The sequence below is a fragment of the Streptomyces sp. NPDC043738 genome (assembly GCF_056436545.1).
Window position 1 is genome coordinate 1 of the sequence record NZ_JBWKCJ010000044.1, and the last position, 21,647, is coordinate 21,647.

The 21,647-nt window shown below is 71.0% G+C and carries 21 protein-coding genes; 6 read left to right on the forward strand and 15 right to left on the reverse strand.

What is annotated here, in order from left to right; translation table 11 throughout:
- Nucleotides 1–109 precede the first annotated feature (109 nt).
- On the reverse strand, nt 110–2,920 hold the full coding sequence (locus tag AC0680_RS35435; RefSeq protein WP_478637132.1) for a UPF0182 family membrane protein: 2,811 nt from the start codon (nt 2,918–2,920) through the stop codon (nt 110–112).
- Between the two features lie 214 nt (nt 2,921–3,134).
- Here AC0680_RS35435 and AC0680_RS35440 point away from each other — a divergent pair, with 214 nt between their 5' ends.
- Nucleotides 3,135–3,689, forward strand: coding sequence for a PPA1309 family protein (locus AC0680_RS35440; protein WP_468974314.1), 555 nt, complete (start codon nt 3,135–3,137; stop codon nt 3,687–3,689).
- Between the two features lie 79 nt (nt 3,690–3,768).
- Here AC0680_RS35440 and AC0680_RS35445 read toward each other — a convergent pair whose 3' ends face one another.
- The 4 genes from AC0680_RS35445 to AC0680_RS35460 all read right to left on the reverse strand — a co-directional run bounded on the left by AC0680_RS35445 (nt 3,769) and on the right by AC0680_RS35460 (nt 7,093).
- Nucleotides 3,769–4,866 carry a YlbL family protein gene (locus AC0680_RS35445; protein ID WP_478637134.1) on the reverse strand — a complete coding sequence of 366 codons (1,098 nt, stop codon included), beginning with the start codon at nt 4,864–4,866 and terminating at the stop codon, nt 3,769–3,771.
- Between the two features lie 125 nt (nt 4,867–4,991).
- Entirely contained in the window at nt 4,992–5,183 is a 192-nt protein-coding gene (locus AC0680_RS35450; protein ID WP_384439165.1) for a hypothetical protein, read from the reverse strand.
- Between the two features lie 171 nt (nt 5,184–5,354).
- Nucleotides 5,355–5,837 carry a molybdenum cofactor biosynthesis protein MoaE gene (locus AC0680_RS35455; protein WP_478637137.1) on the reverse strand — a complete coding sequence of 161 codons (483 nt, stop codon included), beginning with the start codon at nt 5,835–5,837 and terminating at the stop codon, nt 5,355–5,357.
- A 104-nt stretch (nt 5,838–5,941) separates the two neighbouring features.
- Nucleotides 5,942–7,093 (reverse strand): SDR family oxidoreductase, encoded by a 1,152-nt coding sequence (locus AC0680_RS35460; protein WP_478637139.1) that lies wholly within the window; start codon nt 7,091–7,093, stop codon nt 5,942–5,944.
- A gap of 191 nt (nt 7,094–7,284) precedes the next feature.
- Here AC0680_RS35460 and AC0680_RS35465 point away from each other — a divergent pair, with 191 nt between their 5' ends.
- Nucleotides 7,285–8,748 (forward strand): zinc-dependent metalloprotease, encoded by a 1,464-nt coding sequence (locus tag AC0680_RS35465; protein ID WP_478637141.1) that lies wholly within the window; start codon nt 7,285–7,287, stop codon nt 8,746–8,748.
- Nucleotides 8,745–9,275 carry an NUDIX hydrolase gene (locus AC0680_RS35470; protein WP_478637143.1) on the forward strand — a complete coding sequence of 177 codons (531 nt, stop codon included), beginning with the start codon at nt 8,745–8,747 and terminating at the stop codon, nt 9,273–9,275. Before AC0680_RS35465 ends, AC0680_RS35470 begins: the two co-directional genes overlap by 4 nt.
- 71 nt (nt 9,276–9,346) lie before the next feature.
- Here AC0680_RS35470 and AC0680_RS35475 read toward each other — a convergent pair whose 3' ends face one another.
- The 4 genes from AC0680_RS35475 to AC0680_RS35490 all read right to left on the reverse strand — a co-directional run bounded on the left by AC0680_RS35475 (nt 9,347) and on the right by AC0680_RS35490 (nt 13,269).
- A complete protein-coding gene (locus AC0680_RS35475) occupies nt 9,347–10,105 on the reverse strand; it encodes an AIM24 family protein (protein WP_384439150.1) in 759 nt (252 codons plus the stop codon).
- 20 nt (nt 10,106–10,125) lie between these two features.
- Nucleotides 10,126–10,809, reverse strand: coding sequence for an AIM24 family protein (locus AC0680_RS35480; RefSeq protein ID WP_468974300.1), 684 nt, complete (start codon nt 10,807–10,809; stop codon nt 10,126–10,128).
- A 14-nt stretch (nt 10,810–10,823) separates the two neighbouring features.
- Nucleotides 10,824–12,530 carry a TerD family protein gene (locus tag AC0680_RS35485; RefSeq protein ID WP_478637146.1) on the reverse strand — a complete coding sequence of 569 codons (1,707 nt, stop codon included), beginning with the start codon at nt 12,528–12,530 and terminating at the stop codon, nt 10,824–10,826.
- 112 nt (nt 12,531–12,642) lie between these two features.
- Entirely contained in the window at nt 12,643–13,269 is a 627-nt protein-coding gene (locus AC0680_RS35490) for a M48 metallopeptidase family protein (protein WP_384439141.1), read from the reverse strand.
- A gap of 181 nt (nt 13,270–13,450) precedes the next feature.
- Here AC0680_RS35490 and AC0680_RS35495 point away from each other — a divergent pair, with 181 nt between their 5' ends.
- Both AC0680_RS35495 and AC0680_RS35500 read left to right on the forward strand, forming a co-directional pair.
- Complete coding sequence (locus tag AC0680_RS35495) at nt 13,451–14,575, forward strand: ThiF family adenylyltransferase (RefSeq protein ID WP_478637148.1); 1,125 nt, start codon at nt 13,451–13,453, stop codon at nt 14,573–14,575.
- 56 nt (nt 14,576–14,631) lie between these two features.
- Nucleotides 14,632–16,026, forward strand: coding sequence for an ABC1 kinase family protein (locus AC0680_RS35500; RefSeq protein ID WP_478637150.1), 1,395 nt, complete (start codon nt 14,632–14,634; stop codon nt 16,024–16,026).
- Between the two features lie 16 nt (nt 16,027–16,042).
- Here the strand turns inward: AC0680_RS35500 and AC0680_RS35505 are convergent, their stop codons facing one another.
- The 5 genes from AC0680_RS35505 to AC0680_RS35525 all read right to left on the reverse strand — a co-directional run bounded on the left by AC0680_RS35505 (nt 16,043) and on the right by AC0680_RS35525 (nt 19,946).
- Entirely contained in the window at nt 16,043–16,243 is a 201-nt protein-coding gene (locus tag AC0680_RS35505) for a hypothetical protein (protein ID WP_384490742.1), read from the reverse strand.
- Between the two features lie 102 nt (nt 16,244–16,345).
- A complete protein-coding gene (locus tag AC0680_RS35510; RefSeq protein WP_468974290.1) occupies nt 16,346–16,663 on the reverse strand; it encodes a hypothetical protein in 318 nt (105 codons plus the stop codon).
- Complete coding sequence (locus tag AC0680_RS35515; protein WP_384439129.1) at nt 16,660–17,013, reverse strand: WhiB family transcriptional regulator; 354 nt, start codon at nt 17,011–17,013, stop codon at nt 16,660–16,662. Before AC0680_RS35515 ends, AC0680_RS35510 begins: the two co-directional genes overlap by 4 nt.
- A 117-nt stretch (nt 17,014–17,130) precedes the next feature.
- Nucleotides 17,131–17,457 carry a hypothetical protein gene (locus AC0680_RS35520; RefSeq protein WP_478637153.1) on the reverse strand — a complete coding sequence of 109 codons (327 nt, stop codon included), beginning with the start codon at nt 17,455–17,457 and terminating at the stop codon, nt 17,131–17,133.
- 146 nt (nt 17,458–17,603) lie between these two features.
- On the reverse strand, nt 17,604–19,946 hold the full coding sequence (locus AC0680_RS35525) for an ATP-dependent DNA helicase UvrD2 (RefSeq protein ID WP_478637155.1): 2,343 nt from the start codon (nt 19,944–19,946) through the stop codon (nt 17,604–17,606).
- 125 nt (nt 19,947–20,071) lie between these two features.
- On the opposite strand from AC0680_RS35525, the gene AC0680_RS35530 reads away from it, so the two are divergent.
- Nucleotides 20,072–20,317, forward strand: a complete 246-nt coding sequence (locus AC0680_RS35530) for a mycoredoxin (RefSeq protein WP_361314866.1) — start codon at nt 20,072–20,074, stop codon at nt 20,315–20,317.
- Nucleotides 20,318–20,682: 365 nt separating this feature from the next.
- Here the strand turns inward: AC0680_RS35530 and nudC are convergent, their stop codons facing one another.
- A complete protein-coding gene (gene nudC, locus AC0680_RS35535; RefSeq protein WP_384439120.1) occupies nt 20,683–21,618 on the reverse strand; it encodes an NAD(+) diphosphatase in 936 nt (311 codons plus the stop codon).
- Nucleotides 21,619–21,647: the final 29 nt, after the last annotated feature.

Here is a 21,647-nt window from a genome sequence, read left to right on the forward strand (position 1 = left end):
CCCCCCCCCCCCCCCACGCCCCCCCCCCCCCCCCCCCCCCCCCCCCCCCCCCCCCCCCCCCCCCCCCCCCCCCCCCCCCCCCCCGGGCCCGTGGATCACCGCCGGCGGCTCAGCCGCCCGACTTGCCGCCCTTCTCGGACGCCTTCGCGGCCCGGTCCAGCGCGGCCTTGAGCTTCTTCTGGGCCTCGCCGTAAGCGCCCCAGTCGCCCGCCACGCGCGCCTTCTCGCCTTCCTCGTAGGCCTTCTGCGCGTCGGACAGGGCTTGCTGCACCGTCTGGTTCGACGGCGGCTGCTGGCCGGTGTCACCGCCGCCGGGCGGCTTCTCCGTACCCGAACTGGGTGCCTTCTTCCCGAAGACCACGTCCAGCGCGTCCTTCAGGGAGTTCTCCAGGACCGGCTTGTTGTCGCCGTAGCTCACCAACACCTTCTTCAGCAGGGGGTAGTTGGTGTTGGCACCCCGCAGGTATACCGGTTCGACATAGAGCAGTCCGCCGTCCAGTGGCACGGTCAGCAGATTGCCGTACTCGATCTCCGAATCGCCGAACTTCTTGAGGATGTTGAGCTCATTGGCGATGACCGGATCGGAGTTGAACTTCGACTGCACCAGCTGCGGACCGGGTACCGGCGTCTGCGCGGGCAGCTTCAGCAACCTGATCTTGCCGTAGTCGCCGCTGGTCGCATTCGCGTCGACGGCCATGAAGGCGCCGAGGTTGTCCTTCTTGTTCGGCGTGAAGGTCGTCGTCAGCGAGAAGGTCTGGTCCTTCTGGTCCGGCATCTTCATGCTCAGGTAGTACGGCGGTACCGCGTTGCCCGACTTGGTCGTCGGGTCGTTGGGGATCTGCCAGCGCTCGGAGCCGGTGTAGAAGGTCCCCGGGTCCGTGACGTGGTACGTGGTCAGCAGCTGGCGCTGCACCTTGAAGAGGTCCTGCGGGTAGCGCAAGTGCTCCTTGAGCGACGGGCTGATGGCGCTCTTCTTCTCGACCGTGTCGGGGAAGGCGTTCATCCAGGTCTTGAGGACCGGGTCCTTCTCGTCCCACTGGTAGAGCTTGACCGAGCCGTCGTAGGCGTCGACCGTCGCCTTGACGGAGTTGCGGATGTAATTGACCTGGTTCTGCTGAGCCACCACCGCCCGCTGCCCGTCGGTGAGCGAGTCGGCCGTGGTGTCCCCGAGCGTGGTGCGCGAGGCGTACGGATAGCCGTTGCTGGTGGTGTAGGCGTCCACGATCCACTTGATCCGGCCGTCGATGACCGCCGGGTAGGCGTCGCCGTCGATGGTCAGCCAGGGGGCGACGGACTCGACGCGCTCCTTGGGCGTGCGGTTGTACAGGATCCGCGAGCCGTCGCCGATCGCGCCGGAGTAGAGGATCTGCGGCTCCCCGAACGCCACCGCGTACGCGGCGCGGTTGATCGGGTTGGCGAGGTTGACCCCGCTGTCGCCCCGGTAGCTGTAGCTCTTCTCGCCGCTGTCGTCGGAGTAGTCCAGCTCCTTCTGCGGACCGCCGACGATGGAGTACTGCGTGGTCTTCTCGCCGTAGTACACCCGCTGCTCGTGCTTGGGCAGCTGTCCCTTGGAGGGCAGGTCCGACTCGGTGTACTTCGGACCGCCGCCGTCGGCGGCCTCGGTGCCCTTCGCGGCGACCGCGCCATAGCCGTGGGTGTACTTGAAGTGGTCGTTGATCCAGTTGCGCTCGGGGATGCCGGCGATGTTCAGCTCGCGCAGACCGATGACGGTGTCCTGGTCGGCGCCGTCCTGGTCCTTGTACCGGTCGACGTCGAGGGTGGAGGGGAACTGGTAGTACGCCCGCACCTGCTGCTGTTGCTGGAAGGCCGGCGAGACCACGTTCGGGTCGAGCAGCCGCATGCTGGCAGTGGTGTCGGCGTCGTCCCGCAGCCGCTGGCTGTCCTCCTTGCCGGTGGGCTTGTAGTTGCCCTTGTACGGCGTGACCTCGGCGTCCTGGATGTCGTACGCGTCCCGGGTCGCCTTGATGTTCTGCTTGATGTACGGCGCTTCCTTGGCCTGCTCGTTCGGCTGGACCTGGAACTTCTGCACGATGGCCGGATACAGCCCGCCGATCAGGATCGCCGAGAGCACCATCAGGCCGAAGCCGATCACCGGCAGCTGCCAGGTACGCCGCCAGAGCGTCGCGAAGAACAGCACCGCGCAGATCGCCGCGATGAAGAACAGGATGGTCTTCGCCGGGAGGTAGGCGTTGGCGTCCACATAGCGCATGCCCGCCCAGTTCTCGGCCGACTTCAGGCCGCTGGACTTCACCGCGAGTCCGTACCGGTCGAGCCAGTACGCGATCGCCTTGAGCGAGACGAAGAGGCCCAGCAGCACCGACAGATGGCCGGTGGCCGCGGCCGTCGCCCGCGAACCGGGGCTGGTCAGCCGCAGCCCGCCGTAGAGGTAGTGCGTCAGCGCGGCGGCCACCAGGCACAGCACCGCGCAGGCGAAGCCGAAGCTCAGCAGAAAGCGGTACCAGGGCAGGTCGAACGCGTAGAAGGAGACGTCCATGCCGAACTGCGGGTCGGTCTTGCCGAACGGCACGCCGTTGACCCACTGGAGCCATGTGCGCCACTCACCGGACGCGGAGGCGCCGGCGATCAGACCGACCACCGCCGTGATGGCGATCAGCGCCCACTTCTTGAAGGGCGCGATGCTCATCCGATAGCGGTCCAGGCTCTGCTGCTCCATGGACATCGCGCTCAGCGGCGGCCGCAGGCGGTGCGCCAGCCAGATGTTGAAGCCGACGGCCACGGCCATCAGGACGCCGAAGACGGCGAAGAGACCGATCTTGGTCGTCAGGGTGGTGGTGAAGACCGAGGAGTACTTGACCGAGCGGTACCACAGCCAATCGGTCCAAAACCCCGCAAACATCACGAAGAGCATGGCCAGCACGGCCAGCACACCCAATGTCATGAGCAGGGTCCGGATCCGCCGCGATGGTCGGCCGACTCTGATCCGTGGCCCTGTCGGGCCTCCGCCGCGGTCCGGCATCTGGAAAGCCAAGGTGCGCACCTCGAAGTTCGCTGTCGTGTGGAGCAGGCCCGGCGATAGTAGGACCCACTGATGCAACTTACGAAGGCTTTACTCGGTTCCCGATTTCGGGGGTGGACAAGGCACGATGTTGAGCATGACCAACCTCCCCGTTGACGGCACCCCCCTCGCCGCCGACCCGCTGACCCGCGCGGTGCTCGAAATCGATGAGTACAGCGCCGGGCTCGGCTGGGATCAGCCCGCCCGACTGTTCGCCCTCGTCGACACCGCCAAGCTGCGTGCGCAGGAGCCCTCGCTCGCCGCCCAGCTCGGTATCGACGACTCCACCACCGCTTCGCTGACCCCCGTGGAACAGGACGAGATCCCGGCCGGCGTGCCGCTCGACGAGTTCCTCGGCACCATCGCCTGGCCGGACGCCGTCACCGGCTGCGCGCTGACCGTGGAGCGGCTGATGCTGCCGCCGTCCGCCGAGGACTCCGAGCCCGAGGGCATGGACGAGGCGCAGCTCGCCAAGTGGGTCGCCGAGCACCCGGACCGCCAGGAGGTCCGGATGACGGTGGCCGTACTGCGCGACGGCTCCCGCGAATCGGCGCTGCGCCTGCGGGAGAAGGACTCCACCGCCGAGGTCCTCACCGGCGCGGCGCTCGTACCGGGCCTCGCCGACGCGCTCGCCGCGACCTTCGAGGCCTGACACACGACGGCACGTGTGCCGGCCCTGGGGGCGACTTCCCCGACGAAGTCCCCCTGGGGAAGGTGTCCCAGGACTCGCTCTAGGACCGGCCTGCCGGGCTGCAGCTCGGCAGGCCGGCTAGGTCGCCCTTGCGGATCTTCTCCAGCGCCTTGACGGCGTCGCCTATCGTCTCGACCTTGACCAGGCGGAGCCCGCGCGGGGTGTCCTTGGCGGCGGTGGCGCAGTTGTCCTTCGGTGTCAGGAAGAACTCCGCGCCCTTGTCGCGCGCACCGACCGTCTTCATCGAAATGCCGCCGATCGGGCCGACCTTGCCCTTGTCGTCGATCGTGCCCGTACCGGCCACGAACCTGCCGCCCGTCATGTTCCCGGGCGTGAGCTTGTCGACGATGCCGAGCGCGAACATCAGCCCGGCGCTCGGGCCGCCGACGTCGGCCAGCTTGATGTCGATGGGGAACGGGAAGATGTGGTCCACGCCGGCCTGGATGCCCACGATGGCGCGGCCGTCGTCCGCCTTCTGGGTCGTGATCGAGATCTGCTCCGCGCCGGCCGCGGGCTTCTCGCCCCGCTTCTCGGCCGCGGCCGCCTCCTTGGCGGGGATGACCGTGAAGACGACCTTCTCGCCGGGCTTGTGCTTGGTGACGAGCTTGGCGACGTCGCCCGCCTGCTTGACCTCCGTGCCGTCCACCGCCTTGATCACATCGCCCGCGTGCAGCCGCCCGTCGGCCGGCTTGTCCTTGACGACGGAGCCGACGACGGTCTGCGTGCCGACCGGCACGTGCAGCTGCTTGAGGGCGGCGGCCTTGGCGCTCTCCTGGGACTGGCTGAACTCCTCGGCGTTCTCCTGATCGGCCTGCTCGGCCGTCTGCCCCTCGGGGTAGAGCGTCTTGTGCGGCACCACGGCACTGTCGTGGTCGAGCCAGCCGTAGAGCGCCTCGAAGAGGTTCATGGTGTAGTCGGGGCCGGTGACCCGGACCGTGGTCATGTTCAGGTGACCGGTCGTCGGGTAGGTCTTGCGCTCGGAGATCTGCAGCACCGGCTCGCCGTCATGATCGCCGAGGGTGTTCACCGTCGGCCCCGGAGACATCTCCGCGTACGGCACGGGGAAGAGCACCCCCGCGCAGAGCAGCGCGATCAGCATCAGGAACGAGGCGAGCAGCGTCGCGGTGCGGCGTGGCATGGAACGACAGTACGGGACGGGTATGACAACCGGCCCGCGGGGCCGTCCGTCCGGGGTCGAACACCCGCCCGCACGCAGACGCGGGACGACGCCCGCCGCTTGCTACTGCGTACGACTGACGGATTTCAGACCGAGTCGGAGGCGGCCGGAGCCGGCTCGGAAGCGGAATGCTCCCTTTCCATCGCATCACGGAACCGGGCGTAGCCCGCGAGTTCCGCCACATCGCCGGATTTGCGGTGACGCAGGGCCCAGCTGCTCCAAACTGCGGCGATCAGCCCGGCACCAACCGGAATCAACAACCACAGGAGCGCACCCATCAGCGACCTCCCAACCCCTTGCACGACCGCAATCGACGAATAAGCAGATTAACCATCTGCCAGGTCAACGCTCACGCCAGGGGGCGGGTTACGCAACCGGAACGCGCGACACCGGTTCGGCCCCGCGTTCGAGCACCGTCACCTCGGAACCAAGGGCCGCCGCCCCCGTACTTATGAGGCTCCTACCCATTCCTCGGTTCCATCCACGAACATCTGGTGCTTCCAGATCGGGACCTCGTGCTTGAGGTCGTCGATCAGCTTGCGGCAGGCCTCGAACGCCTCGCCCCGGTGGGGGCAGGACACCGCGGCGACCACGGCCAGGTCACCGATGCTCAGATCGCCCACCCGGTGGACGGCGGCCAGTGCCCGCACGGGGTACTCGGCGACGACCTTCTCGGCGATCCGGCGCATCTCCGCCACGGCGGTCGGGTGTGCGGAGTACCCCAGGCGATCGACGTCGGCGCCGTTGTCGTGCGAGCGGACCGTGCCGACGAACAGGGCCGTGCCGCCGGCGGCCGCGTCCCCCACCGCCGTGAACACCTCGTCCAGCGACAGCGCCGTGTCGCGGATCTCCAGGAGCCGGATCGGGTCCGCCGAGGCCCGCTCACCAGGGTGGTCGCGGCCGGGCGTCGAAGGGGAGGGCGTGCCAGACATACCTCCATCGTGCCCTACCGCGAGGACACGGGGGAATGGCGGTTTCCACCGGTCGTCCCGGCAGCCGTATGGAGACTCCTCCAGGCCGGCGGGCCCTGTGCCGCTCAGATGCGCCGTCGGGCCTTGCGGGCGCGCCGCACCAGAGCGGCGGTTCCCAGGAGCGCGACGGTGGCACCGGCGGCACCCGCGGCGGTGGCGTCCTTGCGGCCCAGCCGGCGGCCGGCGACGGTATGCCGTCCGGCGACCTCCTCCAGAAGCTCGGCGAGCACCTCCTCGTTCGTCCACCGGGGCCGCCAGCCCGCGTCGTGCAGCCGACTGCCGCTGACCACCCAGGGGTGCATCGTGTAGGCGAGGTCCCCCGCGGGCGACGGCGTCAGGCCGATGCGGTGCAGCCGGGCGGCGGCGCCCAGGGCCACCGAGGACGGCAGTTCCATCCGCCGGATACCGGACAGCTCCTCGACCTCCTCCTGCTCCAGCCAGCCGTCGCAGCCCACCGCCAGCTCGCCGTCGACCTTCTCCAGGGCCGCGTACTCCAGGGCGCTGACCAGGTCCTCGACATGGCAGAACTGCCAGGCGGGACGGGATCCGGCGACGACCAGGAGACGGGGCGACTCGAAGTAGCGGGTCAGCGCGGTGTCGGTGCCGCCCACCAGGACGGTGGGGCGCAGCACGGTGACGTTCAGGCCCGGGTGCGCGCGGGGCGCGCGGCGTGCCAGGTGCTCGATCTCCAGGAGGTCGCCGACGCCGGTGGCGTCCGCGGTGGCCCGCAGCTCGGCGTCCTCGGCCAGCGGAACATCGTTGTCGGGCAGCGCGCCGTAGACCATGGCGGAGGTGCACAGCACCACCCGGTGGACGCCGGCGGCCGCGGCGGCGGTGAGCACGGTCTGGGTGCCGCGCACGTTGTAGGCGGTACGCGCCGTGTCGTCGGTCCCCAGGTCGAGGTCGAGCGCCAGGTGGACCACGACGTCCGCGCCGCGCAGCTTGTCGGCGATCGCGGGGTCGCGCACGTCCAGGACGTGCCAGTGCGCCTCGGCGACGTCGCCGCGCCGCTCGTCGATGGCCACCACCTGCTTGACCTCGTCGGAGGCGACCAGGGCGCGGGTGAGCTGCGCGCCGACTCCGGACGCGGCTCCGGTGACGGCGACGACGGGCCGGCGCAGCGGCCGGTCGGGGGCGCCGCCTGCGGTGTCGCCCGCCTTCTCGGTCTGGGCCGCAGCGTTTCGCGCTGCGCGAACGGTCGGATCTGGGGAACTCACCGGGCGTCTCCAGCGGTTGTCTTCAGTGCGGACGCGTCATGACGCGTCCGCACCAGGTGGCTCCATCCTGCCGCAGCCACCGGGACAGCGAAGCACCGAGCCCCGAAGCGGTCCGGGTGTCTACGCTGGAGGTGATGTCGGGCAGCCGCCGTCGGCCACCTGGTCGGCGGCCCTACGAGCCGAGGAAACCCGTGAGTGACACCCCATTTGGATTCGGCCTTCCGCCGGAGGAGCCGGAGGACGGCGACAACGGCAAGAAGAAGGGCGGCCAGGGAGGTAGCCAGGGCCCCGCGGACCCGTTCGGGTTCGGCGGCGGGAGCGGCGGCGCGGACAATCCGTTCGCGGCGCTCTTCGGCGGCATGGGCGGCCCTGGTGGCGAAATGAACCCTGGCGATCTGGGCGCCGCCTTCCAGAAGCTCGGCCAGATGCTCTCGTACGAGGGCGGCCCGGTGAACTGGGACATGGCCAAGGACATCGCGCGGCAGACCGTCGCGCAGGGCGCCGAGGACGGCAGCAAGGACGCGAGCCTGTCGCCGGGCGAGCGCGTGGCCGTGGAGGAGGCCGTGCGGCTGGCGGATCTGTGGCTGGACGGTGTGACGTCGCTGCCGTCGGGCTCCGGCTCGGTGGTGGCCTGGAGCCGCGCCGAGTGGGTCGAGGAGACCCTGCCGGTGTGGAAGGACCTGGTCAATCCGCTCGCCGAGCGCGTCGGGTCGGCCATGGGCGATGTGCTGCCCGGGGAGATGCAGGCCATGGCGGGCCCGCTGCTCGGGATGATGCGCTCCATGGGCGGCGCGATGTTCGGCACCCAGATCGGCCAGGCGCTGGGCGTCCTGGCCGGCGAGGTCGTCGGATCGACGGACATCGGGCTCCCGCTGGGACCGGCCGGCAAGGCCGCGCTGCTCCCGGGGAACATCGCCACGTTCGGCGAGGGCCTGGGTGTGCCGGCGGAGGAGGTGCGGCTGTACCTGGCCCTGCGCGAGGCCGCCCACCAGCGGCTCTTCGCCCATGTGCCGTGGCTGCGCTCGCATCTGTTCGGTGCCGTCGAGGGCTATGCGCGCGGCATCAAGGTCGACACGACCAAGCTGGAGGACGTGGTCGGCCAGATCGACCCGCAGCATCCGGAGGAGCTGCAGAACGCACTGCAGCAGGGCATGTTCCAGCCCGAGGACACCCCGGAGCAGAAGGCCGCGCTGGCCCGGCTGGAGACCGCGCTGGCGCTCGTCGAGGGCTGGGTGGACGCGGTGGTGCACGCCGCCGCCAAGCCGCATCTGCCCTCGGCGGACAAGCTGCGGGAGACGCTGCGGCGGCGCCGGGCGAGCGGCGGCCCCGCAGAGCAGACGTTCTCGACCCTGATCGGTCTCCAGCTGCGTCCGCGACGGCTGCGGGACGCCTCGCGGCTGTGGGCGTCGCTCACGGACGCGCGGGGCCTGGAGGGCCGCGACGGCCTGTGGGAGCACCCGGACATGCTGCCGACGGCGGCCGATCTGGATGATCCGGACGGGTTTGTGCACCACGAGCAGCCGGACTTCTCCGAGCTCGACAAGATGCTCGGCGAGGCCGCGAGCGGCGGCCGGCCGGATCTGGGCAAGCCCTCCCAGGAGGGCGACGGCCCCGATGCGGCACCGGGCGAGAGCAAGGGTGACGACGGCAAGTGAGTCTGCACGCGGATGCGGCGCGGGTGCTCAAGGAGTGGCCCGCGCCGTCGCCCGATCAGGAGCGGCTGCGGCTGGCGTACCTGGATCACCTCGCCGCCCATCAGGACGGCATGTGGAAGCCCTGCAAGGACGGGCATCTCACGGCCAGCGCGCTGGTGATCGACCCGGCCGGCGGCCGGGTGCTGCTCACCCTGCACCGCAAGCTGGAGATGTGGCTGCAGATGGGGGGCCACTGCGAGCCGGAGGACGCCTCGCTGGCGGACGCGGCGCTGCGTGAGGCGCGTGAGGAGTCGGGCATCGCCCAGGGGCTGACGCTGCTGCCCGGAGGCCCGGTGCGGCTGGATCGCCATCAGACGCCCTGCGCGGTGCATCTGGACGTCCAGTACGCGGCGCTGGCGCCCGAGGGCGCGGTGGCGGCGATCAGCGACGAGTCGCTGGACCTGCGCTGGTTCGCCTACGACGAGGTGCCCGGCGTCGCCGATGCGTCGGTGGCGCGCCTGGTGGAGCGCGCCCGCGCGCTGCTGTAGACGAACGGCGACCGTATCCGGCGCCCACCCGCTGCGAGGCGGGCGGGCGCCGGATGGGCGTCGGCGGCGGGTCAGTTGGTGAAGATGTTGCCCTGGTTCTGCCCTCGGGCGCCCTGCTGGCCCATGCCGAACTGGGCCGCCATACCGGAGCCGATGACGGCGTTCTGCGGCGGCAGCAGCTCGCTGGGCTGGACCAGCGCATAGCCCTGGCCCAGGAAGCTCAGCTCCCAGCCCTCGCCGGTGTTGCCGCGTCGCCGCCACACGCCGGAGGAGTGGGTCTGCGCCTGCATCTGCACCCGCAGCGAGGCGGACCAGGCGACCACCGCGTCGGCGTCGGCGTTGACGTACTTGTCCGGTGTGACCTGCAGCATCAGCGGCTCGCCCGAGGTCATCAGGGCGACCTTGCCCTGCCCGGAGATGTTGAGCTGGTACTTGCCGGTGCCGGAGATGCCGTACTGGCTGTCGACGGAGACGGCCTCCCAGTGGAGGCCGGAGTCCAGCGCCAGGACATAGCTGCTGTCGACGGTCAGACCGTCGTGGTCGACATCGACGACATGCACGTACTGGGCGAGGTTGGCCAGATAGACCGTGCCCTGCCCGGAGACGCGCATCAGGTCGAGGCCCTCGCCGGAGTAGGCGCGGGTGCGCTGCTGCCCGGGCGTCTGGTACGTGCCGTCGAATTCGAGCAGTCCCTGGTAGGCGACCATCGACCCCTTGCGGGCCAGGACGTCCTCGTGGCCCTGGAGGGCGACGCGCAGCAGCTGGTTGTTCTGCAGGGCGTAGCGGTCCTGGGTCTGTGCCTCGGTGAAGGCGAAAAGCGGACTCTGCATGGCGTGTTCGGTCCTCCCCCTCAGCCCCGGGCCCGGAGCCGGTCGGTGCTGTCCTCGCTGGGCTGGACGACGACGAACCCCTCGCCGGAGAAGCCGAGTTGGTACGCCTCGCCGCTGCCGCGCCCGATCATCGAGGACGCCTTGAAGCTGCGCTTGCCCTTCATCTTCAGGTTGGTCGACCAGGCGACCAGGGCGTCCGGGTCCACATACGTCTCGTCCTCGCCGCGGCCGCAGTCGACGACGATGGGCGTGCCCCGGGAGGTCAGCGCGACCCAGCCGGTGCCGGAGATCCCGACGTTGAAGAGTCCCTGGCCGGCGAACTTCGCCATGCCCTTGACGCGCTGCACGCCCCACTGCAGGTGTGCGTCGAAGGCGAGGAGGTTGGTGCCGTTGACGGAGAGCGAGTCGCCGTTGAGGTTGATGCAGACCACGTCGGCGCCGTAGTCGGCCAGGTAGAGCAGGCCGTCGCCGGAGCACTTCATGAGGGGGGCGCCCTCGCCGGTGAGCCACTGGGAGGCCATCTGGCGGACGGCGGGCGGGTTCGGCTCGTACTGGACGAAGCCCTCGTAGGCGACCATCGAGCCGGTGCGTGCGAAGACGTCCTGGCCGCTCTGCATGGCGATCTTCACCATGGCGCTGCCGTGGTTCTCCATGCGGGCGGCGGGCGGGGTCGGGACGTAGCCCGACAGCTGCTGTTGGTTCATGACGACGGGCTCCCTCAGACCTCGTAGGGCTGGACGACGATGAAGTTGCCGGGCGCACCGCGGAACTGGAGGTTCACGGTCTCCCCGGAGTGGCCCGGATAGGCGTGCCGGCGCAGGCTCACCTGGCTGGAGATGATCACCTGCGAGGCGGCGGACCAGGCCACGATGGCGTTGGAGTCGGCGAAGGTGGTCGGCGTGACGGGCAGCACCACCGGGGTGCCCTGGGTCTTGACGACGAGGGTGCCGGTCCCCTGGAACTGCATGGTGAACAGGGCGCCACCGGGGATGCCGTGGCCCTCGATCCGGCGGACCTCGTGCTGCAGCGACTCGTCGAAGGCGAGGACGGACTCAGCCGACACGCAGATGGCGTCGCCCTGCAGCTCGATGGGGTGCACATGGGCGCCGTTCTCCGCGAAGAAGACCTGGCCCTGGCCGGTGCAGCGCATCAGCTGCATCTCCTGGCCGGTGGCGTTGCCGACGATCCGGCCGCGGAAGCCGGCGCCCTTGTAGCCGAAGTCGACCTTGCCCTGGTAGAGCACCATGCTGCCCTGGCGGGCGAGCACCGGCTGGCCGTCGACACCGAGGTCGACGCGGATCAGCTTGCTGTTCTGCGGTGCCCAGCGCTGGCCCGTGGGGGCTTCCTTGTACTTGTCCAGTACGACGCCGAGGCCGGGGCCGCCGCCCTGGGGAACCGCGGCCTGGCCGCCGGGATAGGGGGCGCCCGGAGGCTGACCCGGCTGGCCGTACGGGGCGGGCTGGCCCGGGAACTGGCCGGGCTGACCGTAGGAGGGTGCCTGCGGGGCCTGCTGGCCGGGGAAGCCGCCGGGCGCGGGCTGCGGCTGGCCGTACGGGTCCTGACCGGGCGTCGGATGGCCGTAGGGAGCGGGCGGCTGCTGCCCGGGCGGTGCCACCGGGCCGGGGGGCGGGGCGAGCGGCGCGGCGATGGTGGGCGCGCTGTGCACCTGCGGGGCGGCGGGCGGCGGGGCCTGCGGCGCGGGGGCCTGCGGTGGTGCCGCCGGGGGCGCTGCCTGCGGGGCGCCCTGCGGCGGGCCGAACTCCGGCGCGGGCTGCGGCGGTACGGGCGCGGCGGCGGGGGCAGCGAAGGAGGGGGCGGGGGCGGCCGGCCCGGACGGCGGCGCGAAACCGGGCACTCCCTGTGCCGGGGCGGGCGGCTCGGGCTGCGCCTCGGCGTCCTCGGCGACCTCGCCGCCGAAGTTCTTCAGCAGCGCCTCCAGGCCGCCGTCGAAGCCCTGGCCGACCGCGGCGAACCGCCAGACGTCCTTGAGGTAGAAGTCGCCGAGCATGACGGCGCGTTCCGTGCTGAACTCGCTGCCGGTGAAGGAGTAGCGGGCGACCTCTTCGCCGCCGGCCACGATCCGGATGTAGCCGGGGCCGATCTGCGAGACCTGGCCCGCGCCGTCGAGCGCGGCGGTGAAGGAGAGCTTCTGGATGTGCTGCGGGATCTTGTCGAGGGTGACCCGGAAGGACTCGCTGTCGCCGGCCTGCGCGCCGAGCAGCTGGATCGACTCCTCGGGCGACTTGGGCTGGTTGAAGAAGATGAAGTACCGGTCGTCGGAGAGCCGCTCGTCGGCGTCCAGACCGAAACAGCTGATGTCGAAGGTCAGGCCGGGTCCGGCGATCTGCACGCCGACGTACAGATCCGTTCCCGCCGTCAGATCACCGATCTTGGCCTTGTGGCCCCGCTGGAATTCCCTGGCCATACGTAACGACCGTCCCCCGCTCCCGCTGTGAGTTCGTCTGCGTCGCCAGGCTAACCGCTGGCACCGACACCGAGCGATGCCGGGGCGCACCGGAAATTTCCGCGACCCGCCGCTATTCGGTGCGGGCGGCGGGCAGATGGGGCAGCCGGTCGGCCGCGACCACTCCTTCCAGGTAGCCGCGGGCCCGCTCCGTACGGGGGTAGGACTCCAGCAGGCGCCAGAACCGGGGGCCGTGGCCGGGGACGAGCAGATGGGCGAGCTCGTGCAGCAGGACGTAGTCGATGACGTACTCGGGCATGCCCTGGAGGCGGTGCGAGAGGCGGATGCTGCCCTCGGCCGGGGTGCACGATCCCCAGCGGGTGTTCTGATTGGTGACCCAGCGCACCGACGCGGGCCGGGCCCGGCCGTCGAGGAACTGCTCCGACAGCCGCTCGGCGCGTTCGGCCAGCTCGCCGTCGCCGAGCATGCGCTTGCTCTCCTGGGCGGCGAGCTTGTCGAGCATGACGGTCACCCAGCGCTGCTCCTCGGCCTCGGACATACGGGCTGGAATCAGGACAACCGTGCGGTCTCCCTCGCGGTACGCGGAGACCGTTCTGCGCCGACGCGAGCTGCGGCGCACCTCGACCGCGCTCGTGCCCGACCCGCGGGCCTTCGGGTTCGGGTCAGCCCTGCGCGATGTGTCAGCGGCGCGGCGCAGGGGTGTCTCCCCAGAGCCGTGAACGGGAGGGTCGGCGGGCACGCGCCCGACGTTACCCGCTGGCCCTGCGGGAAGTCCCGCCCCGCGAACGGTTCGCCGCTGAACCACTCCATGCGCGGACGCTTGTATGACGAATACCTCCCTGCCTGTGGATAACTTCGGCCCCGCTCCGCCGCAGGGCGCATGCTGAAGGCCGGACGACGAAGGACGGGGGGCGGATGGCATGCATCCGATGCTCAAGCCCGCGCTGCGGCGCGGATGGCGGGACAGGGAAACGGTCCGGTTCGGAGTGGCGCCAGCCCATGCGTTGGTGGTCGGTCCGCTCGACACGGCGACCGGCAGCTTCCTGTCGCTGATCGACGGCACCCGCACCATGCGGCAACTGATCGAGGAGGCCGCGTTACTGGACCTGCCGCCCGAGCATGCGCGGGGAGTGGTGGACCGGCTCGGCGCCGCCGGATTGCTGGAGGCACCCACCGCGGGCGGCCCGGCGGCCGGCGCCGTACGGGCCGACCACCCGGCCTTCGAACAGCTCCGGCCCGACCTGGCCTCCCTCTCGGTACAGCACCGGGAACCGGCCGGAGCGCTGGGCCGGATGGGGGCGCGCCGGGCGGTCCGGGCCCGGGTCAAAGGAGCGGGACGGGTGGGCGCGGCGATCGCGGCGCTGCTCTCGGCTTCCGGGATCGGCCGGGTGGAGGTGTTCGACGGCGGCAAGGTCACGCCCTGGGACGTGTCGCCCGGCGGGCTGTCGGCCGAGCGGATCGGTGACCAGCGCAAGGAGGCCGCCGAACGGCTGGTCCAGCAGTCCACTCCCTGGAGCCGACGGCCCCGGCCGAGGGTCCCGGTCAGCGAATCCGGCGAGCCCGGTCTGTCCCTGGTGGTGCTCGCCCCGCGTGACGGACTGGGCGCGTACGCCCCCGACCCGGTGCTGTCCGAGCCACTGCTCACCGCCGGAATCCCGCACCTTTACGCGGGCGTGATCGAGGGCACGGGTGTGGTGGGTCCGTTGGTGCTGCCCGGTGGTTCCGCCTGCGCCGGATGCGACGAGCTGCGCCGCACGGACGCGGAGCCGGCCTGGCCGCGACTGCTCGCGCAGTGGCGGTCGGGGCGCGCGTCGCCCGCGGTGCCGGCGTGCGACGCGGCGCTGGCGTCCGCGGTCGCGGGGCTGGCCGCCGTCCAGGCGCTGACCTTCCTCGACGGTGAACTCCCGCCGTGCACAGGGGCGCGGATGGAGCTCCCGCTGCCGTGTGCGAGCGTGCGCACAGTGCGGATTGAGGCGCATCCGGAGTGCGGGTGCGGCGCCGCCGCTTCGCCGACTGCGGCAGGCACCTCGGATCCTCGGCCATGACACGCCACAATGACGGAGTAACCCCGGTTGGGGGACAGTGTGAGTTGGAGGGGCGCATGTCTGATCTTCCCCGCAAGGCGGTCACCCGCACCGCCAAGCTGGCCGCGCTGCCACTGGGGTTCGCCGGCCGTGCCACCTGGGGCCTGGGCAAGCGGATCGGCGGCAGATCCGCCGAGATCGTCGGCCGTGAGCTCCAACAGCGCACCGCGGAACAGCTCTTCAAGGTGCTCGGTGAGCTCAAGGGCGGCGCGATGAAGTTCGGGCAGGCGCTGTCCGTCTTCGAGTCGGCGCTGCCGGAGGAGATCGCCGGTCCTTACCGTGCCGCCCTGACGAAGCTTCAGGAGGCCGCGCCGCCGATGCCGACGAGCACGGTGCACTCCGTCCTCGCGGAGCGGCTCGGTGAGGACTGGCGGGAGCTGTTCGAGGAGTTCGAGGACAAGCCGGCCGCGGCGGCCTCGATCGGGCAGGTGCACCGGGCGGTCTGGCACGACGGCCGCGAGGTGGCGGTCAAGGTGCAGTATCCGGGAGCGGGGCAGGCGCTGCTGTCGGACCTGGCGCAGCTGAGCCGCTTCGCCCGGCTGCTGGGGCCGTTGATCCCCGGTATGGACATCAAGCCACTGATCACCGAGCTGCGCGACCGGGTCTCGGAGGAGCTGGACTACTCCCTGGAGGCACAGGCCCAGCAGACGCACGCCGAGGAGTTCGCCGGTGATCCGGATGTGGTGGTCCCGGCCGTGGTGCACCAGTGCGACCAGGTGCTGGTGACGGAGTGGATGGAGGGGGTGCCGCTGTCCGAGGTGATCTCGAACGGCACCGACGAGCAGCGCGACCGGGCCGGTCAGCTCCTGGCCCGCTACCTGTTCTCCGGCCCGGCACGCACCGGCCTGCTGCACGCCGACCCGCACCCGGGCAACTTCCGGCTGCTGGCCGGGGACTTCCCCGACGGGCCGGCCGAGCAGTGGCGGCTGGGCGTGCTGGACTTCGGCACCGTGGACCGGCTGCCCGACGGGCTGCCGCCGACGATCGGCGCCTCACTGCGGATGACGCTGGACGGCGAGGCGGACGAGGTCTATCAGCAGCTGTGCCAGGAGGGCTTCGTCAAGGAGTCCATCGAGCTGGATCCGGACGCGGTGCTGGAGTATCTGCTGCCGATCATCGAGCCCGCTCAGGCGGACGAGTTCACCTTCACCCGGAGCTGGATGCGCCAGCAGGCGGCCCGGATCGGCGATCCCCGCTCCCCCGCACACCAGTTGGGCAAGCAGCTCAATCTGCCTCCCGCGTATCTGCTGATCCACCGAGTGACCCTGAGCACGATCGGGGTGCTGTGTCAGCTGGGCGCGACGGTACGGCTGCGCGACGAGCTGGAGGCGTGGATGCCCGGTTTCGTGCTGGAGGAGGAACCGCCGGCCCCGGACGTCACCGAGGAGGCCGTCGAGGAGACCACGGCCTGAGCCCGCCGGGCGGGTCTCACCACCAGCTCGAATCCAGGCGTCCCTCGATCGCCCGGATGTGCTCCCGCGCGCACTTGTCACAGAAGTAACGGCGCTCGCCGTTCTCCACGGAGCAGGTCCAGGTCGGCGGAGCACCCTCGGCGACCGCGCCACAGCCGGCGCACACCGTGTGCCCGTCGGCCAACTCCGCCTGTTCATGCGTCTTCCGGTCCACCATCCGACGATATCCCCGCCAACCCCGCGAAGCCGGATACAACGCACCGCGGGGCCCGCCCTGTCGGACGGGCCCCGCGGTGGAGGACGGTGTCAGAGCACCGTCTTACTGCATCACGGCCATGGCCAGCGCACGGCGGGCCCGGAGCGACGCGCGCTCGGCCCGACGCTGCATGCGCCGCGCGGCGGCGAGCCGATGAGCCCTGCGTTCGGACTCGGCCTCCCGCAGCCTTTCATGCATATGCGCACGTGCCAGGGCTTCTGGGATGAGTTGCATGGCGAGGTTCCTGTTCTGACGCGACTCGATCACGTCGGCGTTCGCGGGGACGGGGGTGTCGGTGAAGGTGGAGTTCATCGTGGGGTCCTGCTTCTTGGGATCCCGTGTGACGGGACGGTCGATCGTTCCTGTTCCGATGGTGTTCATGCCGCGACCGGGTTCTTGCGCGGACGGCCACGCGGACGCTTCCTGGGCACCACGACGCCCTGAACGAAGAGTTCGCCGCCCCAGACGCCCCACGGCTCACGGCGGTCCTTGGCGCCGGCGAGGCAGGCCTCACGGACCGGACAGGTCTGGCAGAGCGTCTTGGCGTACTCCACGTCGGCCGGGGACTCGGCGAAGAAGACCTCGGGGTCGTAGGTGCGGCACGGGACGGCAGCGCCGAGGCGGTCGATCTCGTCGTCGAGCTCGGTGAGGGGCAGCAAGGGGTTCTCCTGGAGGTCGGGCGGAGGGATCAGGTCGGTGGCTACGGACGGGGTGTGCGTCTGCAGTTGCACGGTGTGTGTTCCTCGTCTGTTTTGGCCCGGTGGTGGCGGGCGCATTGGGCAAACAAAAGGGCCGCGGATCCCGGTGTGGGTTCCGCGGCCCTGGAAGGTGCCGACCTGATCTGCCGATCAGGCTGGATCTCTCCAGGGTTCGAGGCCGCGGTAGGCCCACATTTCATGCTGCTTCTGGTACTGCTTCCGGGATTCGGCACCATTGGCCGCCGCGAAGGCGAAGGCATTCGCCTCAGCCGCCACTGCTACTGCCGCAGGTGCCTCGGTCGGTCGCGCGGTGCGCTCACTGCGCGTCAGCACAGTGAGGGACTCGGGGCGCGCGACCTCGGTACCGATCAGGCGGCCGAAGCCGGACAGACCGGTGCCACGGAGCGAGGAGCCGAGCGTGCAGGTGGCGACGACCGAGAGATCGGTCATTTTGTTGGTCTTGATGAAGCTGATCACTGGGCTCGCCTCCTCTCGGCGTCTCGGTGGAACGGGAGATCCCGTTCCAGGGTGTTCAAGTACAGCACGGATCCATCGGATCTCGGAAAGTTTCCGTTGTCTCCGTTGCTCCCGAAGGCTATGGGGATGCGCTCCGCGTGCGCAAACTATTTTTCCGACGAGTTTTCCGCGGGGCCTTCGGACGGGTCTCCCGAGGCCCCCACGAGCTCCTCGCCGGCACAGATGGCCAGCACATCGCTGCCGTAGCGGTCGAACTTGCGCCGCCCCACTCCTGAGATGACCGCAAGCTCCGATTCGGTTCCCGGAACGGCCTCCGCGATCGCCATCAGGGTCTTGTCGGTGAAGACGCAGTAGGCGGGCTGCCGGGAACGGGCGGCCTGCTCGGCCCGCCACTCGCACAGCCGCTCGTACAGCGCCTCGTCGAGCTCCGAGGGGCAGTCCTCACACCGCATCAGCTTCATCTCGCCGGCGTCCGTGAGCGTTCTGTTGCAGACCCTGCAGCGGGCCGGACGGCGGTGGGCGGGGCGCCTGGCCACCGCCGTCGCCCCGTCGCCGCGCTCGACGCCGCTCGTGGCCGCGCCCGGCCCCCGGCGCCCCGCGACCGCCCCGGAACCGGGGCGCAGGCCCCGCAGGAAGCGGCTGGCGCTGCGCGAGGCCCGTCCACCGGGAGAGCGCGCCAGCGACCAGGACAGCCCCAGATGCATCCGGGCGCGGGTCACGCCGACATACAGCAGCCGGCGCTCCTCCTCGATCTGCTCGTCGGTCCTGGCGTAGGTGATCGGCAGCATGCCGTCGGTGAGGCCCACCAGGAACACGGCGTCCCACTCCAGACCCTTGGCCGCGTGCAGCGAGGCGAGCGTCACACCGTCCACCGTCGGGGCGTGCTGGGCGTTGGCCCGCTCGTCCAGCTCGGCGACCAGGTCGGCGAGCGAGGCCCCGGGCCGGGCCCCGGCGAAGTCCTCGGCGAGCCGTACGAGGGCCGCCAGGGACTCCCAGCGGTCCCGCGCCGCGCCCGAGCCGGCCGGCGGCTCGCCGGTCCAGCCCATGTCGCTGAGCACCGCCCGCACCTCGGACGGCAGATCCACCGCGCCGTCCAGCAGCGTGTCGTTGGCCCCGAAGCGGGCGGCGCCGCGCAGCTTGATGCCGGCCTCGCGCACCTCGGGCCGCTCGAAGAACCGCTCCGCGCCCCGCAGCTGATACGGCACTCCGGCATCGGCCAGCGCCTGCTCGTAGACCTCGGACTGGGCGTTGACGCGGAAGAGCACCGCTATCTCGCTCGCCGGCACGCCGGAGGCGATCAGGTCCCGGATGCGGCGGGCGGTGCCCTCCGCCTCGGCGGGCTCATCGGCGTACTCCGTGTACACCGGCTCGGGTCCGGCCGCGCGCTGCGAGACCAGCTCCAGGCGGTGCTCGGCGGCGCGCCCCTTGGCCTGGGAGAGCAGGCCGTTGGCAAGGTGCACGACCTGCGGGCTGGAGCGGTAGTCGCGGACGAGCTTGACGACCGTGGCGTTCGGATGGCGGGTGCGGAAGTTGAGGAGGTGGTCGGGGGTGGCGCCGGTGAAGCTGTAGATCGTCTGGCTGGCGTCGCCGACCACGCAGAGGCTGTCGCGGTCCCCCAGCCACAGCTCCAGCAGCCGCTGCTGGAGCGGGCTGACGTCCTGGTACTCGTCGACGACGAAGTGCTGGTACTGGGCGCGGACCTGTTCGGCGATGTCGTGCCGGTCCTGCAGCACACCGACGGTGAGCAGCAGCACATCCTCGAAGTCGATGGCGCCCCGGTCGCGCTTGAGCTGCTCGTAGGTGCCGTAGATCTGCCCGATCTCGGCCGGGTCGCGAGGGGCCTCGCGGGCGGCCTTGGCGACCGCGGCCGGGTAGTCGGCCGGCACGGTCTGGGTGACCTTGGACCATTCGATCTCGGCGGTGACATCGCGCAGCTCGTTGCGGTCGAGCCGGACGCGGCAGCGGGCGGCGGCCTCGGACACGAGCTGGACCTTGCGCTCCAGCAGCCGCGGGACCTCGCCGCCGACCGCCTTCGGCCAGAAGAACTGCAGCTGCCGCAGGGCCGCGGAGTGGAACGTCCGGGCCTGGACCCCGCCGGCGCCGAGCTGGCGCAGCCGGCCGCGCATCTCGCCGGCCGCGCGGGCGGTGAACGTGACGGCGAGCACACTCGCCGGCTGCAGGATCCCGGCCCGCACGCCGTACGCGATCCGGTGGGTGATCGCCCGCGTCTTGCCCGTGCCGGCACCGGCGAGCACACACACCGGACCGTGCAGAGCCGTCGCGACCTCGCGCTGCTCGGGGTCGAGCCCGTCGAGCACCCCGTCGGCCGATTCAGGCACCGGCGGGAAGAGAGAGGAGTCCGTTGCTGCTGTCACCCCGCCATGCTGCCAGGTCCGCTGAGGCGCCCGGGACGGCCGTCCACAGCCGCGGGGGTGCGGTCGTACCCGACGCGGCCGCTGTGGACGGCCGGCGACGCGCGCCGGCGGCATGCCGGAGACTGGGTGCGTCGGCGGTTCCGGGAGGCTGGGAATTGCCGGGGCCCGATGTGCGTTGTGCTGCTTGGCCGCGCCGAGTGGGCGGTATGGATCACGACTGACAAAGGAGCGCGGGGCACATGGCGGGCACTGTGACGATGTACAGCACGACCTGGTGCGGCTACTGCCGTCGGCTGAAGGGCCAGATGGACCGTGAGGGAATCGCGTACACCGAGATCAACATCGAGCAGGACCCTGAGTCCGCGGCGTTCGTGGAGAAGGCCAACGGCGGCAACCAGACGGTGCCGACCGTGCTCTTCGCCGATGGTTCGACGCTGACCAACCCGTCCCTGGCGCAGGTCAAGCAGAAGGTGGGCGCGGCCTGAGAGCCCGCCGCGGTGCGTCCGGACGCACCGCGTGGAGAACCGGACGCACCGCGTGGAGAACCGGGCACGCTCGGCATGAGCCCGTCGGCCCGGCATGAGCCCGTCGGCCCGGCATGAGCCCGTCGGCCCGGCATGAGCCCGTCGGCCCGGCATGAGCCCGTCGGCTCGGCATGGGCCCGTCGGCTCGGCATGAGCCCGTCGGCTCGGCATGGGCCCGTCGGCTCGGTGTGAGCCGGACGGACCCCTGGGGGCGCGTCCCGGCTCGATGCGAGGAACCGTACGCAGGGAGTGCGTCCGGTTCGGTGTGAGTTCGCGCACAGGGCCGTCGGCCGGTCCCGGTGAGGGAACCGGCCGGCGGCCTTTGCTCACGGCTTCGGCAGCGGCTTGCCGTACCAGAGCTCGATGAGGCGGGCGGCGATGGAGATGCCGTAGGGCGGGAGGACCTCGCCGGATTCGAAGGCGGCCCTCAGGTCCTCGCGGGAGAACCAGCGAGCCTCCTCGATCTCCTCGCCGTCGACCTGGATCTCGCAGGACGTGGCGCGGGCCATGAAGCCCAGCATCAGGCTGGAGGGGAAGGGCCAGGGCTGGCTGGCGACGTATTCGACGTCGCCGATGACGACGCCCGCCTCCTCGAAGACCTCGCGGGCCACGGACTGCTCGATGGACTCGCCCGGCTCGACGAAGCCCGCGAGGGTGGAGAAGCGCCCTTCGGGCCAGTGGACCTGGCGCCCCAGGAGCGCGCGGTCCTCCTCGTCGGTGACCAGCATGATCACGGCCGGGTCGGTGCGCGGGTAGTGCTCGGCGCCGCAGGCCGGGCAGCGGCGGATGTGGCCCGCGGCCGCGATGACGGTGCGCTCGCCGCAGCGGGAGCAGAAGCGGTGCAGACGCTGCCAGTTCTCCAGGGCGACGGCGTGGACGAGCAGGCCGGCGTCCCGCGGGGACAGCAGCAGCCCGGCCTCGCGCAGGCCCGCCGGGCGCGCGGACTGGTCCATGCGGCCGGGCAGCGCGTCCTTCTGGAGGGCGAAGTAGCTGACCCCGTCGTCGTCCGTGCCGAGGTAGTAGCGGTGCGCCTCGGTCAGCGGCGCCTCGAAGGACGGCGTCATGATCAGTTCGGTGCGGCCGTCCGGGGTGTCGTCGATCAGCGCCTGGCCTCCGGATACCACGAAGACGCGGGTCGTCGGGTGGCTCCAGGCCGCCGCCAGCCAGGCCTCGTCCAGTCGGTGGTGGGCGGAGCGATCGATTCCGCTCGGCGCGCTGAAGGTGAGCGGCCGGTCGGTGGTGTGGTCGGTCCAGGTGGTCACTGCTGTTTCCAACTCCCCCTATGGCGTGG

Coding starts and splice junctions, on each gene's coding strand:
- AC0680_RS35500 (WP_478637150.1), top strand. CDS start 14,632: ATGTCTGATCTTCCCCGCAAGGCGGTCACCCGCACCGCCAAGCTGGCC.
- AC0680_RS35475 (WP_384439150.1), bottom strand. CDS start 10,105: ATGCAGAGTCCGCTTTTCGCCTTCACCGAGGCACAGACCCAGGACCGC.
- AC0680_RS35495 (WP_478637148.1), top strand. CDS start 13,451: ATGCATCCGATGCTCAAGCCCGCGCTGCGGCGCGGATGGCGGGACAGG.
- AC0680_RS35455 (WP_478637137.1), bottom strand. CDS start 5,837: ATGTCTGGCACGCCCTCCCCTTCGACGCCCGGCCGCGACCACCCTGGT.
- AC0680_RS35435 (WP_478637132.1), bottom strand. CDS start 2,920: ATGACATTGGGTGTGCTGGCCGTGCTGGCCATGCTCTTCGTGATGTTT.
- AC0680_RS35530 (WP_361314866.1), top strand. CDS start 20,072: ATGGCGGGCACTGTGACGATGTACAGCACGACCTGGTGCGGCTACTGC.
- AC0680_RS35450 (WP_384439165.1), bottom strand. CDS start 5,183: ATGGGTGCGCTCCTGTGGTTGTTGATTCCGGTTGGTGCCGGGCTGATC.
- AC0680_RS35440 (WP_468974314.1), top strand. CDS start 3,135: ATGACCAACCTCCCCGTTGACGGCACCCCCCTCGCCGCCGACCCGCTG.
- AC0680_RS35480 (WP_468974300.1), bottom strand. CDS start 10,809: ATGAACCAACAGCAGCTGTCGGGCTACGTCCCGACCCCGCCCGCCGCC.
- AC0680_RS35525 (WP_478637155.1), bottom strand. CDS start 19,946: ATGCCGCCGGCGCGCGTCGCCGGCCGTCCACAGCGGCCGCGTCGGGTA.
- AC0680_RS35485 (WP_478637146.1), bottom strand. CDS start 12,530: ATGGCCAGGGAATTCCAGCGGGGCCACAAGGCCAAGATCGGTGATCTG.
- AC0680_RS35445 (WP_478637134.1), bottom strand. CDS start 4,866: ATGCCACGCCGCACCGCGACGCTGCTCGCCTCGTTCCTGATGCTGATC.
- AC0680_RS35505 (WP_384490742.1), bottom strand. CDS start 16,243: ATGGTGGACCGGAAGACGCATGAACAGGCGGAGTTGGCCGACGGGCAC.
- AC0680_RS35510 (WP_468974290.1), bottom strand. CDS start 16,663: ATGAACACCATCGGAACAGGAACGATCGACCGTCCCGTCACACGGGAT.